Annotated in this window: 21 protein-coding genes; 1 reads left to right on the top strand and 20 read right to left on the bottom strand. The window is 52.7% G+C overall.

All coding sequences use genetic code 11. The features are described from left to right. From PHV74_11305 to PHV74_11215, 19 genes are all read right to left on the bottom strand, one after another. A partial coding sequence (locus PHV74_11305) for an arsenical-resistance protein (GenBank protein ID MDD5094948.1) occupies window positions 1-281 on the bottom strand: 281 nt, incomplete at its 3' end. Between the two features lie 10 nt (window positions 282-291). After that, window positions 292-1,152, bottom strand: a complete 861-nt coding sequence (gene arsM, locus PHV74_11300; GenBank protein MDD5094947.1) for an arsenite methyltransferase — start codon at window positions 1,150-1,152, stop codon at window positions 292-294. Window positions 1,153-1,258: 106 nt separating this feature from the next. Beyond that, on the bottom strand, window positions 1,259-1,468 hold the full coding sequence (locus PHV74_11295) for a hypothetical protein (GenBank protein MDD5094946.1): 210 nt from the start codon (window positions 1,466-1,468) through the stop codon (window positions 1,259-1,261). Between the two features lie 24 nt (window positions 1,469-1,492). Next, complete coding sequence (locus PHV74_11290) at window positions 1,493-1,702, bottom strand: hypothetical protein (protein ID MDD5094945.1); 210 nt, start codon at window positions 1,700-1,702, stop codon at window positions 1,493-1,495. Between the two features lie 143 nt (window positions 1,703-1,845). Beyond that, window positions 1,846-2,088, bottom strand: coding sequence for an Rdx family protein (locus PHV74_11285; protein MDD5094944.1), 243 nt, complete (start codon window positions 2,086-2,088; stop codon window positions 1,846-1,848). A 258-nt stretch (window positions 2,089-2,346) separates the two neighbouring features. Beyond that, a complete protein-coding gene (locus PHV74_11280) occupies window positions 2,347-3,051 on the bottom strand; it encodes an aromatic aminobenezylarsenical efflux permease ArsG family transporter (GenBank protein ID MDD5094943.1) in 705 nt (234 codons plus the stop codon). Next, the gene (locus PHV74_11275) at window positions 3,051-3,551 is read right to left on the bottom strand and encodes a nitrophenyl compound nitroreductase subunit ArsF family protein (protein ID MDD5094942.1); all 501 of its coding nucleotides are present in this window, start codon (window positions 3,549-3,551) and stop codon (window positions 3,051-3,053) included. Before PHV74_11275 ends, PHV74_11280 begins: the two co-directional genes overlap by 1 nt. A 67-nt stretch (window positions 3,552-3,618) precedes the next feature. Further along, window positions 3,619-4,044: an arsenate reductase ArsC gene (locus PHV74_11270; protein ID MDD5094941.1), complete on the bottom strand. Its 426-nt coding sequence runs from the start codon at window positions 4,042-4,044 to the stop codon at window positions 3,619-3,621. Continuing rightward, complete coding sequence (locus PHV74_11265) at window positions 4,010-4,252, bottom strand: hypothetical protein (GenBank protein MDD5094940.1); 243 nt, start codon at window positions 4,250-4,252, stop codon at window positions 4,010-4,012. The genes PHV74_11270 and PHV74_11265 overlap by 35 nt, the downstream gene beginning before the upstream one ends. Continuing rightward, window positions 4,227-5,171, bottom strand: coding sequence for a biotin/lipoate A/B protein ligase family protein (locus PHV74_11260; protein ID MDD5094939.1), 945 nt, complete (start codon window positions 5,169-5,171; stop codon window positions 4,227-4,229). The genes PHV74_11265 and PHV74_11260 overlap by 26 nt, the downstream gene beginning before the upstream one ends. Next, a complete protein-coding gene (lipA, locus tag PHV74_11255; GenBank protein ID MDD5094938.1) occupies window positions 5,168-6,046 on the bottom strand; it encodes a lipoyl synthase in 879 nt (292 codons plus the stop codon). Before lipA ends, PHV74_11260 begins: the two co-directional genes overlap by 4 nt. After that, window positions 6,046-7,437 (bottom strand): dihydrolipoyl dehydrogenase, encoded by a 1,392-nt coding sequence (gene lpdA / locus PHV74_11250; GenBank protein ID MDD5094937.1) that lies wholly within the window; start codon window positions 7,435-7,437, stop codon window positions 6,046-6,048. Before lpdA ends, lipA begins: the two co-directional genes overlap by 1 nt. A 10-nt stretch (window positions 7,438-7,447) precedes the next feature. Beyond that, a complete protein-coding gene (locus tag PHV74_11245) occupies window positions 7,448-7,870 on the bottom strand; it encodes an OsmC family protein (protein MDD5094936.1) in 423 nt (140 codons plus the stop codon). Between the two features lie 9 nt (window positions 7,871-7,879). Next, window positions 7,880-8,293 (bottom strand): putative zinc-binding protein, encoded by a 414-nt coding sequence (locus PHV74_11240; protein ID MDD5094935.1) that lies wholly within the window; start codon window positions 8,291-8,293, stop codon window positions 7,880-7,882. Next, window positions 8,290-8,703, bottom strand: a complete 414-nt coding sequence (locus tag PHV74_11235; GenBank protein MDD5094934.1) for a putative zinc-binding protein — start codon at window positions 8,701-8,703, stop codon at window positions 8,290-8,292. Before PHV74_11235 ends, PHV74_11240 begins: the two co-directional genes overlap by 4 nt. After that, window positions 8,696-9,151: a glycine cleavage system protein GcvH gene (gene gcvH / locus PHV74_11230; GenBank protein MDD5094933.1), complete on the bottom strand. Its 456-nt coding sequence runs from the start codon at window positions 9,149-9,151 to the stop codon at window positions 8,696-8,698. The genes PHV74_11235 and gcvH overlap by 8 nt, the downstream gene beginning before the upstream one ends. A 117-nt stretch (window positions 9,152-9,268) precedes the next feature. Then, window positions 9,269-9,559, bottom strand: a complete 291-nt coding sequence (locus PHV74_11225; GenBank protein ID MDD5094932.1) for a MoaD/ThiS family protein — start codon at window positions 9,557-9,559, stop codon at window positions 9,269-9,271. 54 nt (window positions 9,560-9,613) lie between these two features. Further along, on the bottom strand, window positions 9,614-9,862 hold the full coding sequence (locus PHV74_11220) for a thioredoxin family protein (protein MDD5094931.1): 249 nt from the start codon (window positions 9,860-9,862) through the stop codon (window positions 9,614-9,616). Between the two features lie 252 nt (window positions 9,863-10,114). Further along, window positions 10,115-10,474, bottom strand: a complete 360-nt coding sequence (locus PHV74_11215; GenBank protein MDD5094930.1) for a metalloregulator ArsR/SmtB family transcription factor — start codon at window positions 10,472-10,474, stop codon at window positions 10,115-10,117. A gap of 371 nt (window positions 10,475-10,845) precedes the next feature. On the opposite strand from PHV74_11215, the gene PHV74_11210 reads away from it, so the two are divergent. Beyond that, window positions 10,846-11,157, top strand: a complete 312-nt coding sequence (locus tag PHV74_11210; GenBank protein MDD5094929.1) for a PadR family transcriptional regulator — start codon at window positions 10,846-10,848, stop codon at window positions 11,155-11,157. A gap of 98 nt (window positions 11,158-11,255) precedes the next feature. On the opposite strand, the gene PHV74_11205 is transcribed toward PHV74_11210, so the two are convergent. Next, a complete protein-coding gene (locus PHV74_11205) occupies window positions 11,256-11,843 on the bottom strand; it encodes a hypothetical protein (protein ID MDD5094928.1) in 588 nt (195 codons plus the stop codon). Between the last annotated feature and the right edge of the window lie 117 nt (window positions 11,844-11,960).

The raw sequence follows: 11,960 nt of genomic DNA, 5'->3' as shown, positions 1-11,960 counted from the left end.
TTCTGAATCAACGAAAGTCCCAGGATTCGCCAGTCGCGAAACACCCTCGGCAAGTCTTCATATTTCACTTTGGCCAGGGGCGGGTACATCATTAGAATCAGCCCAACGGCAATCGGGATGGACGTGGCGCCGATGCTCAGATCGTTGATTCGATTAGCCACTTCAGGAACAAAATGCCCCAATCCCACTCCCAGAGCCATGGCGATGAAAATCCATGCCGTCAGATAACGATCAAGAAACGATAGTCTTCCTATGACTCCTGCTTTGCTTGTGTTGCTCATGCTCTATTCCTCAGTAAAGATTGTTCCATCCCCCGTATTCCTTGAAATGGCTCACCGCATGGACCGTAATACTGACGACCGAATTCAGCCCCAGTGCCGCGGAAACCCATGATGTTCCACTATCGGAGGTCGCCTCCATCATAGGACGGCTTGTCGCCCATTCCTGGGGCACGGTATTCTCTGCCATTATTTCGATCTGCTCGAATCCGGCTTCCTTTATGGCCTCCAGGTAGCTCTTCTTCAGAACCGCCCCGGCGACACAGCCGATGTAGAGATCAAGGTTCTCACGGATATTTTGGGGAAGCTCTCTCAGCAGCACAATATCCGACACCATAATCCTGCCTCCGAACTTGAGCACCCGGAAGGCTTCCTGAAAGGTCTTTTCCTTATCCGGCACCAGATTGATGACGCAGTTGGAGATCACCGCGTCTACGCAATTGTCTGCTACGGGCAGTCTTTCAAGCTCTCCCAGACGGAATTCCACGTTCCGGTAGCCGCCTTTCTCGGCATTGGCTCTGGCACGGGCGACCATCTCCATAGTCATATCAACCCCGATGACCCGTCCGCGGTTACCGACCCTCGCGGCGGCCAGGAATGCATCGAATCCGGCTCCCGAACCCAAGTCCAACACCACTTCCCCTTCCTGAAGCGATAGCAGGGCCAGCGGGTTTCCGCAGCCGAGACCCAAGTTTGCTCCGTCCGGAACGGAATCGATGTCCTTTTCCGAATAGCCAACGCGGCGGCTCATCGCTTCCGAGTTTGCCGACCCGCCGCAACACGAAGGCCCACAGCCGCACCCGCCAGTGTTGGCCTGACTGGCTATCTTGCTATAGCCTTCATGGACTACCTTTTTGATCTCTTCCGGTTTCATTTCCTCTTTCCTCCAAGCTAATCCAATCTCACATTTGAATGTTGATCTACCTGATCTCGTAGTTGTCCTATGTTTCTGCCTCTGAGTAGTTTACAATGGCTTAGTTTTAGTGCCCTGACTTGAATCTCTGCGCTGGGTCTCCACCAGCGTCCAGGTGGCTTTTCAGCCTTCCCTGTTGAGAGCGAGCGATCTTATCGTAGACAGACTTCTTCAGAAACCTGAAAGCTCTCGCCTCATCATGGTCACCCAGGATGCGCACAAGATCGAGTAGTTCCTCCTCATCAAAAAAGATGGCGGTTTTTCGAATTTCCAGCACGTTGTGCCCTCCCGGCATCGATTGCTAAGACTTCCTGCCCGAATCTATCATCTTTGCTCCACCAGCGTCCAGGTGGCTTTTCAGCCTTCCCTGTTGAGAGCGAGCGATCTTATCGTAGACGGACTTCTTGAGAAATTTCAGCGCTTCTGCCTCGTCTTCGTCGATCATGATCTGCTCAAGCTCGATTAGTTCCTCCTCATCAAACGCCAGGGTGGATTTCGTGATTTCAAGCATTGTGTCACCTCCCCTTGTGGCAGACCCCTATCCGGCAAAGCTAAAGCACCGATGCCCAGATTTGCCTGAACTCACTCAGTTCAAAATCTCCAGGTACCTCCTGGTGCGTTATCGTCCCTTCACGAGGGTTTCACCTTGGGGCCTCAGCCTCCCCCGCATGAGCAGGACTCACTGTCGGTTTCATCCTTAGGCTCTTCGCCCTGGCGAATCCTGCTGAAAATTTCCTCTTCAGTGGGTATTCGGCCGCACTGGTTGTGGTTTGTGTAGATGGCCTGGCCATTTAGTGACACCTCGAAGATGCCGCCGTGACCTCCTTTCAGGGCCACCTTCGCGCCGAACTCTTTCTCAACCGCGCCAGCCTGGTGGCAGAACTGAGGAACCCTCACTCGACGCAATAGGTGATCTAGACCGTGTGTTTGATGTTGCTCATGTTAGGTCTACCTCCCCAAGTTGGAATTCTTGGTTTTCACCCTCTTCATTCGACCGTGTTGCTCATGCTGGGCTGACTTCCCCGTTCATCGCGACTCTTCAGAGACCTGCAAATGGTCCTTCCTCTTACTCTGGGATGGCATTCATCCTCATGTGCCCGGTTGCTAGCTCGTAACGAATTGTTGCTATGTGTATTGAGACTCTAGTCACCAAGTTCAAAGAGTGATGTAATATATGCCTACCCCCACAAACACCAGAGCTACAACCCAGCGGATCAATTTTTCCGCCATCGTAATCTTGTTTGCCCATTCTGAAACCCGAGTGACACTCACAGATAACAAGCCTGCAAAGATGAGTACCGGGAGTCCACTTCCCAGGGCAAATGAAGCGGGTACGATGATGCCCTCAGTTGATTCCATAGCCATGGGAATCATAATGGCAAAAAATAGAATTGCCGTAAACGGGCAAAATGCGAGAGCAAATATGACACCTAGCGCGAATGCTCCGAGCCCTCCACGGTCAGCAACCTTTGATCCCAAGGCAGAGAGTCTGCCCCCGCTTTGAATATATGGCAACTTGACAATACCAAGCATCAGTATGCCGACAACAAGCAACAGTGGGCCGAGGAAACGCTCCCCTGCATCCTGCAGCGAATTGGCAATACGGGCCGTCTTGGCATCTGCCAGGATGATCAGGGCGCCGATGGTGAAGTAGGACGCCATTCGTCCCAGGGTGTACAGTGCGCCCGAGGTCATCACCGATCGAGGGCTGGTGATGTTCCGACTCACATATGCCATGGCAGAGATGTTGGTGGCCAGCGGGCAGGGACTAACCGCCGCCAACAATCCCAGGAGAAAAGCAGATATCAAGGGAATGTTGACATCAGCGGCAGCCTGCTGAAGGACCTGAGTTATGTCCATCAGCTGACCTTCAGAGCTTCTCCCACAGCATTCTTTACCACGGCAGTGAAGCCATCATCGTTCCCTATTTCTGTCCAAATATCAGTCACCTGTATAATGTGGTCGGTTCCCTCAGTGGCCTGATTGATAAATAGAGAAGATGTGTACGGTTCATACTTCTTGACGCTCTCAGCATTTGCGGAATCCTGCAAATTGAGAATCCTAAATATGAGTCTTCCGTTTGCCAGATCATTTCCGAAATAGGTTTCTAAGGTGTATCTTGTCTGCTCCTCTGCATATCTGCAACTGTAACAGCGGCTATTGCGATGAAAATACACAACTTCTACCCAGCCGGTTCCGCTGGGTGTAGATTCTGGGGAGGAGGTCATCTGGGAGGTGCCCTGTGCGATAGTGGCTGAAGGTTCAGAGTCCGTCGAAGAATCGCATGCCCACAGCCCCCCTGCCAACAGGATAACTACTGCCAATGCGCTCAGAAACAACGCCCTTGCGGTTTTATTCATATCTTCCTCCGTATTGCTAGATTTGAACCATGCCTGGTGACAATCATCATCAGGGACAGCGATCGCTTCAATGATCGAGTAAATGCATCACATGCCTCCTGATCTGTTCCCGAATCTGCCTCACTTTTTCCGTAGGTTGGCCTTTGGGGTCTTCCAGTTCCCAGTCTTGCGTCTCCGCGAATGTTGCCGGGCAGACCCCTTCCACTCCACAGCCCATGGTGATCACCTTGTCCGCCCCGTCGAGCATTTCTGGAGTGAGAGTTTTAGGAATGCTCTCGCTCAGATCGATGCCGATTTCTCTCATCACTTCGACCACTGTCGGACCGACCCCAGGGGCTGGGTCGGTCCCCGCCGAAAGAGCTTTTGCCTGACCCTGAACCGCCTGGTTGAAGAAGGCTTCCGCCATCTGGCTGCGGCCGGAATTATGCACACATACAAACAGGACCGCTCGCGCCTTCTTATGGATCATCTTCTTGTTTTCGATTTCTGCCATATTGCTGTTTATACTCTCTGAAGAGCGCCTTGGCGTATTTCTCCTCCGCGGCGGGAGCAATATAGTTGCAAGCCTTGGCTCTTTCCAGCAGTTCTTTCTTAATGGTCGCCGCACCAACCTGCTTCAGATCGGCAACTTCCCTCAGGATGCTTTCCAGATTGACGATACCTACCTGTGAACCATCAGGCAAAGTCAGTTTCTTTATCATCCTTGCGGCGGCCTTGTCGCAACAGGGTTTTTCCATTGTCACTCTGCCTCAATACGATGTGGGAGCCATTACTTGTTGTCTGCAATGCCGGTCCTGAACTCACCGGTTGACATCCGGGCAGGTTCTTGTCCAAACATAGTTCTTCCTCATCGAGTTCATCACTGATCTTGCGGGCGATGCCCCATTCTTCTGGGGTTAATCCATCTTCGTTGAACTCCACCCCAAGCACTTGGGACATGCCTTGCTGAATCGCGGCGCCTATTTTCTCCCTTCCGGGGACACATCCCAGTATCTCCCTGACCGATGTCATTCTCCGCTTAATCATCTCTTCATAGTTTGGCGAAGAGACATGACCGTCGCCTTGGAGATTCGTCCATACCTCGATATGGGGCTCCAAGATGATGGAGCCGTGCTGAAGCATAGAGGAGCCATGCCAGGCCTGCGCACTCCCAACGAACTTTTTCCCCTCGTGAAGGATGTCCCCTGCTGTGCTGGTAAGAAAACACATATCAGATGGAAGCAACTTCTCCCCATTGCGACCCAACTCAGCCTCAAATCCCAGAGTGCGAAATGCAGCCAGCAGTCCTTGGTAAATCAAATGGTAGGCGGCAGCCGCCGATGAAGGGATGCCATCAACCGTGCCCGCAACAATAGCGTAAGTGACATCCTCGAAGTGCAGCACGGCCCTGCCACCTGTTGGTCGCCTGACCACATCGATGCCAAGGCGTTGACATGCGGCAAGATCGATTCCATGGCGTCGCTGGAAATATCCCAATGAGATTGCCGGCGGGCTCCACTGGTAAATGCGCAGAGTGGGTGAGGACTTACCGCTGGCATGCATTTCCAGCATTGCCTGATCGATGGCCATATTGAGCGAGGCGGGTGAGGCCCCGGTATCTACAAACCTCCATGTCCTCATCTCATTTCCTCAAAAAACACGCGAGCTTTGTAGGAATTTCTCACCAACGGGCCGGCGGCCACGCTTTTGAAACCTATGCTCAAAGCCTTTTGCTGCCAGTCTGCAAACTCCTCTGGTATCACATAGCGCGCCACCGGTGCATGGGCCAGCGATGGTGTCAGATACTGGCCCAACGTCAACATATCACATTCTGCCCCTCGCAAATCCCAGAGCACTTCTTCAATCTCTTCATCCTCTTCTCCAAGGCCCAGCATTAAACCCGATTTAGTGAAAACGCCGGGCGAGAATTTCTTTGCCTTCTCAAGCAGCTTAAGTGAACGTTTGTACTCCGCGCCCTTTCGAACATGTGGGTAGAGACGAGGGACTGTTTCCAGATTGTGGGCTAATACATCCGGTCGGGTCGCTAATACCGTGCCCAGAGCCTCGCTTGAACCTCCGAAATCGGGTATCAAGAGCTCCACTTTGACATCGGGACAGCACTTTTTCAAAGTCGCCACAACCTCTGCGTAATGTCCTGCGCCACCATCGGATAAATCATCGCGGGTCACGGAGGTGATCACCACGTGACGCAAGCCTAATGTGACTACTGCCTGGGCCAAACGCTCAGGTTCGCCTTCGTCTGGAAGCCCAAGTAGCTGGCCCCGCTTCACGGCGCAGAAGGCGCAACCGCGAGTACAGATTTCCCCCAAGATTAGAAAGGTGGCAGTGTTGTGAGAGAAGCACTCACCCCTGTTGGGGCACCGGGCGCTCTCGCAAACCGTGGATAGCTTGAGGTCTGAGAGCAGACCCGCGGTGTGGGTGATGTTCTCGGCATCTTGCCCTCTCTTTGCCTGACGGACTTCTGCCATCAGCCATTTTGGCACCGATACGGGCATCACGCCATCTCCTGCGGGGGTATGTGAATCGCTTGGCCGTGCAATGCCTGAGCCACTTCCAATACCGCCTCTGATAATGTGGGATGAATATGTATTGTCTCCATGATGACGCTGCTGGGCACACTTGCCTGCATAGACAGTGCGATCTCGGAAACCAGGTCACTGGCATGCGCTCCAATGATATGCGCTCCAAGAATCTGGTCGGTCTGGGAATCAGTGATGATCTTGACCAGACCCTCCACTTCTCCCATGGCCTGTCCCATTCCCAGAGATTTGAAAGGAAAACGAGCCACTTTGATATTGTGGGTATTTTGAGCCTCTTCCTCCGAAAGGCCGACCGCTGAGTATTCCGGCATGCTGAAGATCGACCGGGGCACGACCCGATAGTCCATCCGGCTTTCTCGACCCAGCGCACACTCTGCTGCGCAGATGCCTTCGGCAAAAGCCACATGCGCCAATAGCCAGCCGCCAATCGCATCGCCTGCAGCATAGACGCCCGGCATAGTGGTCTGCAAATGCTCATCTACTTTGATATGGCCTTTGTGAACGTCTATCCCAACATCTTCCAAACCAATGCCGTCAATGTTGAGGTGCCGTCCCACTGCCAGGAGCACTGCGCCTGATGTAATGGTTGCGCCATCAGAGAGTTTCATGCTGAACTGATCACCGTTTTTAGTTGCCGACTCGATCTGGACGCCACAGATAGTCTTGACCCTTCGCCTTCGGAAAATGCCCTGCAAATAGTCGCTCATCTCCGCGTCTTCAGATGGCAAGAGTCGGTTTTCAGCTTCTATCAAGGTAACCTGCGTGCCGAGTTCCTGAAAGATGGCGGCCATTTCTACACCGATGGCTCCACCACCTACTACCAGCAACTCGCTCGGTAGGGAAGTGATGTTGAAAATCTCATCGGCCAAGAATATCCCCGGCTCTTGCTGGAATGCTGGCGGGGTTGCTGGTCGAGAGCCGGTAGAGATAACCACTTTTTCCGCTTCTACCAGGTCTGCGTGTCCGTCCTTTTCCACCTCTATCTTGTGTGGACTGATTAAGCGCCCTTTTCCCTCCACCAGATCGATCCGGTGTGCCTGAAATAGCCGCTCGATGCTCCAGCGCAAACTGGCCACTACCCTCTCTTTCCGGGCAATGATGGCAGTCATATCCGGGATCGCCTCGACGGGTTGAAATCCATACTCCTGGGCCCGGCGCATGGACCGGCCGATCTCGGCAGAGGCCCGTACCGTCTTGGTGGGTATGCAACCCTTGTTGAGACAAACACCTCCCAAGAGCTTCTCTTCAACTACCGCTACACGGACGCCGAGCTGCGCTGCACGTATCGCGCCCTGGTATCCAGCAGGACCTCCTCCAAGAAAGGCGATTTGATATCTTTCTCGCATCGGCAATCACCTACTGCACCAAGATGGTTGGCTTGATGCTCACTTCGGATTTGAGCGACTGGCAGATCGTTGAGTACTTCAGCGCCATCTCAAGGGCTCGCTGCACTGTCGCTTGCGATTTCCCTCTGACCACGATTTTCGGAGACAGTGTCACCTTCTTGAACCACGATGTTCGGTCGATGAATTCTTCCACCTCGCCTTCAGCCTCGCACTCAAAGGAGACAAGCTCTATCTTGAACCGCTCCATAGCCCAGATGACCATCATTTGGTAGCAGGTATTAGCCGCCGCCACAAAGGCATCCTCAGGGGTGAGTACATTTGGCAGGCCGAATAGGGTAGGTGGGGCGGAGAACTTCATTTCGACTCCATTCTGACACCATGTGTAACCCAGGTGCTCGCCGCGCCATTCTACCTTGTTCTTATAAATGGCCATGTTATCTCCTTATGCCTTTCCCACGACTTCGTCTATGGCTTTGGCAATTTCCTCAGCAACTGCCTGGGCGGCGGCCTTTTCTTCCGGTCCCAGGTGGCGTAACTTGGTTGGACGAGGGACGCCTTTTTTCTTGAGGATGTCAGTGACGATGAGGCACTTGGCTGGCTTTCCTGAGAGCTTCTCGGTAGCTATGGCGGCGCACCGTTTCTCGCAGCCGTCCACAGTGATGGTAGGATATTTGGACGCGAAAGTCCGCTCCTCTACCCCGCCAGCGATGAAGAGGGGCAGACACATCGTGACGCTTCTCCCAGGCTGCAACTCTTCAAGCACCTTGCGACAGGCGACTCGGGAAGTGGTTCCTTCCGGCAACTCCTCTCCGCTGCATGAAACGATACCCACATACGGAACTTCGTTGGCCATCATCTATCCTCCTTGACAAGCTCATCCACGACCTCTCCCAGGTCATCGGCCGATAGTGCGGCAAGCTTCTGCCCTGCCTCGTTCAGTTCGCTGATGCCCTCCGGTTTCAATCCCTTGTGCTTCTTCAGGAAATCAAGAGTCTGGTAAGACCTAGCCACTTTCGCCCCCTGAGATTCGAGACTTTTCTTGGCACATTCCTTTGCACAACCGTCGATGGAAATCACCGGATTCCCCAGAACCAGATTCCTTGCCTCAGGGTCGCCGATCACCACGAGAGGCAGACAGGTCGTTATGGCAGTCCCCGGCCTGACCCGCTCTATCAACTCATACGTGGTCTCTCGGGCCAGCGCCCCTAAGGGTTTGCCGATCCCGCTACACGCCATCACGACCACTTTCTTATCCTTCCTACCCATATAGTTTCTTTCCCTCCTTCTCGATCTTTTCCCTCATTAGTTTCATGTAGCTTTCGGCCTCTAAGAGTTTACCCTTGTCTCCCTCTGGATCAGTGAGTTCGATCTTGTATATCCATCCTGCCTCGTAAGGGTCGCTGTTGATAAGGTGCGGGCTGTCCTCAAGCTCAGGGTTGATCTCGATCACCTTGCCATTGACCGGCGATATGATCCCAACGGTGGCTTTTATAGTCTCGATCTTGCCCAATTCTTGACCCTTTTTAACTGGTGTGCCCGGCTCAACTGTCTCCAGAAAGGCAACGTCTCCTTTGGACTTCTGAAGGAAGTCGGCCAACCCCACGGTTGCCACATTGCCCCTTATGTCGGCCCAGAAATCCTCCTTACTGTAGAGGTAGCCCACCTTCACCTTGAAGATTAACTTCTCGAAGGTTGTCTCCAGAAACTCCGCCATTTTTGCCTCCTATTCTCTGACTCGCCGGATGCCCTATTTCTTTTCTACCTTCTTCAAGGCATTCGAAGATGCTCTTCGTTTCGCTAGGCGCTCCACGAGCACCTTATGACACCCTCATCAGCCGACTCCCGGGAAGAGGGCTACGATATCGCTGTCATGGATGGTGGCGGTGCGACTACATATCCGATCATTCAGGCGCACAATAAACGGCGAGGTATCTTTGCCTTCGGGATCGGAATTGAAGGCGACGGCCGCGAAATCGGGGTGAGTTCTAGCCAATTTGCGCATCAGGCTGAGGATGGTCTCACCCTCCGATGCTTCTTCAGCTAGGAGGTAATAAGGCGTCCCTCCTTTGAACCCGAATAGCTCAGGCAAGGGTCTCCCCAATTTTATGAGCACGGTATTCATTGATTTTCCTCCCCTCTTCCCGTGGACGGGAAATTGGCCTTTGCCTCTGGGCCCCTATCCTTTGGCCAAGGCGCTGGTGATATACCGGGTGACCTCGACCTTATTCGGCACTTTACCGGAGACCACCACTTTTTCATCGATGACCAACCCCGGAGTCATCAAAATACGATAATTCATGATCTTCTTCATATCGCTTACCTTTTCTACTGTGATATCCAACCCCATCTCTTTGACCACCTCCTCGACCGTCTTCTCCAGTTGTCTGCACTTGGGACAATCAGGCCCCAGCACCTTGATGTTCATATTTTCTCCTTATGATGTGACAAGTCCGAAAACGAGCCCGCTGATAGCGGCCACGACCAATACCGTAAAGAGATAGATCAGCATCTTCTTGTTCCATGATGTTGCGAATCACCAATGTGGTAGGACTGCTCAAATCTGTTTCAACCAAAAGCAATTCCATGGCTGTGCCGTAGCCCGTGCCGACATCAGGGAACGCCTCAAGTCAATTGCTACCTCGCATATGTACATGAGCGCATGAGACGGGTAAAAATTTCACCTGGTGCAAACCGCGGCGCAGCCGGGTCCTACCCGCTCAGCCTTCCTCAGGCGCTCCCGGTCCTTCTGTGCTTCGCTATTCCCCTCAAGCGCTAGTCCGACGAGCTCAACCAGTTTGGGCCGATATTGGCGGATAGCGTCATAATCGATCGCGTATACCGTCCACATCCCATCCCGGTGGGATTTGAGAAATCCGGCGTCATTGAGAATACCAAGATTACGGGATGTTCTGCTTTGTGATATACTCAGTGCCTGCATCACCTCGCATACACAGCACTCGCGCTCCAGCAAGACATTCAAGATCCGCAGTCTGGTGTCGTCAGACAGCGCTTTGAAGGCTTTCAGAAGGTCCCTCATACAATCCCCCTTTCAGGACAATATGCAGATATCTACATATTCTCAGCACCTAATGGACTTTTGTCAATAGCCTAATTTGGGGCGTCAGGGAGAGCCGATACAGCAACTGCTGAAGAGCGCAGCGCTTCAATAACCGTTGATGAACCGATGCCACCAGACTGAGATGCTGAGCCTCACACATATCATCGCCTCCGAACAGGGTAAGCCAACTCCTACGGGTACGGACCTCCTGTTCTGAGAGCGATGCCTATACGATTATTGACAAAGCGTATTCATTGAGGTAATACATAGATGCTCGATATATCGATGATCTTCATAAGGAAACGATTATGCAGCTAGAGAGTCAAGCTTATTGGAAATCTTTAATTAATATGAGCCTTTCCAAGTTTCTCATTCTGCAAACACTTTATCAGGGACCAACCCATGGCTATGCTCTCCTGGAGAAAATGCGCCAGTTTACCCAGGGTTGCTGTACCCCTGCGTATGCGACGATCTATCCGATTCTGAACGAGCTGGCGAAGGGCGATTACGCCGTGGTGAACGCGGAAGCGACCGGGGGTAGAGAGCGCAAGGTCTATGAACTTACGGACAAGGGGAAGATGGCTTACAAAGAGGCGCTGAAGGTCTGGCGTGAAGTTCTACCATACCTCAACAAAGTTGTGAACGATAGCGAAACCAATTGAAGTTTAACCAACAATTGGCAGAGTGTAACGGATGAATTCGGAGAAGAGCAAATGACCAATCATATTGAAACAGCCCAAGATATCAAGTCCATTACTCTTCAGATCGATGGAATGAATTGTTCATGCGAAGCCAATCTGTAGAGAAGAAAATAGGTTCTCTGACGGGAGTGAAGAGCTATGCTGTCCTGCTTTTCTTGCAGCGAGTTGAAATTGGCGTCGAGCAGGCGTTTAAGGGTAGCATAGCCAATGCCCAATTCCCGGGCCGATTGTCGCCGGGAAATGACGCCCTCGGCGATACGATTCACCGTCGTCTGTAGGCGCTGCAAGAATCCTTCCTGGTCGATCACACGCTTGTGTCTTCCAATATGCTTGCCCTGAAGCCGAGCCCGTTCCATCCCCGCCAGAACCAGCTCTCTATGAGTGCGCTTTCCATCTTCATTGTTGTACCAGGATGGCTCCCAACCAAGGCCGATGTGTTTCTTACCGGACTGAAAACGCTTCGGCGGGTTCGGGTCGTGCAGTAGATCCTCGGCCAGTTTGGCCCAACCCCCATTTGCGTAGTAGGCATCAATCGAAGCACGTAGTTGTGAGGCAAGAGGAGGCGTTTCCTGCGGGGTAAGAATCTCCCCCTTACAGGACACCATGAGTCGCCTGTCCAAACGTTCCTGCACCTCGACTAGTGTCATGTCACACTTGCATTGACGCTAAAATAGCGGTATAGCAATCTTCAGAAAGGGGGTTGATATGCCGCTGTTGAAATACAAGGTCAGGTTGACGGGCGAGGAGCGCAAGGAACTCAAAAA

The sequence above is a fragment of the Dehalococcoidia bacterium genome, assembly GCA_028711995.1.
Taxonomy (GTDB): domain Bacteria; phylum Chloroflexota; class Dehalococcoidia; order SZUA-161; family SpSt-899; genus JAQTRE01.
This window is presented reverse-complemented; position numbering and strand designations above follow the sequence as displayed.

What these genes read in the sequence shown, in the direction of transcription:
- gcvH (MDD5094933.1), bottom strand. Translation starts at nt 9,151, where the DNA reads ATGGCGGAGTTTCTGGAGACAACCTTCGAGAAGTTAATCTTCAAGGTG.
- PHV74_11220 (MDD5094931.1), bottom strand. Translation starts at nt 9,862, where the DNA reads ATGAACATCAAGGTGCTGGGGCCTGATTGTCCCAAGTGCAGACAACTG.
- PHV74_11290 (MDD5094945.1), bottom strand. Translation starts at nt 1,702, where the DNA reads ATGCTTGAAATCACGAAATCCACCCTGGCGTTTGATGAGGAGGAACTA.
- PHV74_11265 (MDD5094940.1), bottom strand. Translation starts at nt 4,252, where the DNA reads ATGATAAAGAAACTGACTTTGCCTGATGGTTCACAGGTAGGTATCGTC.
- lpdA (MDD5094937.1), bottom strand. Translation starts at nt 7,437, where the DNA reads ATGCGAGAAAGATATCAAATCGCCTTTCTTGGAGGAGGTCCTGCTGGA.
- PHV74_11245 (MDD5094936.1), bottom strand. Translation starts at nt 7,870, where the DNA reads ATGGCCATTTATAAGAACAAGGTAGAATGGCGCGGCGAGCACCTGGGT.
- PHV74_11235 (MDD5094934.1), bottom strand. Translation starts at nt 8,703, where the DNA reads ATGGGTAGGAAGGATAAGAAAGTGGTCGTGATGGCGTGTAGCGGGATC.
- PHV74_11275 (MDD5094942.1), bottom strand. Translation starts at nt 3,551, where the DNA reads ATGAATAAAACCGCAAGGGCGTTGTTTCTGAGCGCATTGGCAGTAGTT.
- PHV74_11240 (MDD5094935.1), bottom strand. Translation starts at nt 8,293, where the DNA reads ATGATGGCCAACGAAGTTCCGTATGTGGGTATCGTTTCATGCAGCGGA.
- PHV74_11205 (MDD5094928.1), bottom strand. Translation starts at nt 11,843, where the DNA reads ATGACACTAGTCGAGGTGCAGGAACGTTTGGACAGGCGACTCATGGTG.
- PHV74_11215 (MDD5094930.1), bottom strand. Translation starts at nt 10,474, where the DNA reads ATGAGGGACCTTCTGAAAGCCTTCAAAGCGCTGTCTGACGACACCAGA.
- PHV74_11210 (MDD5094929.1), top strand. Translation starts at nt 10,846, where the DNA reads ATGAGCCTTTCCAAGTTTCTCATTCTGCAAACACTTTATCAGGGACCA.
- PHV74_11270 (MDD5094941.1), bottom strand. Translation starts at nt 4,044, where the DNA reads ATGGCAGAAATCGAAAACAAGAAGATGATCCATAAGAAGGCGCGAGCG.
- arsM (MDD5094947.1), bottom strand. Translation starts at nt 1,152, where the DNA reads ATGAAACCGGAAGAGATCAAAAAGGTAGTCCATGAAGGCTATAGCAAG.
- PHV74_11225 (MDD5094932.1), bottom strand. Translation starts at nt 9,559, where the DNA reads ATGAATACCGTGCTCATAAAATTGGGGAGACCCTTGCCTGAGCTATTC.
- PHV74_11260 (MDD5094939.1), bottom strand. Translation starts at nt 5,171, where the DNA reads ATGAGGACATGGAGGTTTGTAGATACCGGGGCCTCACCCGCCTCGCTC.
- lipA (MDD5094938.1), bottom strand. Translation starts at nt 6,046, where the DNA reads ATGCCCGTATCGGTGCCAAAATGGCTGATGGCAGAAGTCCGTCAGGCA.
- PHV74_11280 (MDD5094943.1), bottom strand. Translation starts at nt 3,051, where the DNA reads ATGGACATAACTCAGGTCCTTCAGCAGGCTGCCGCTGATGTCAACATT.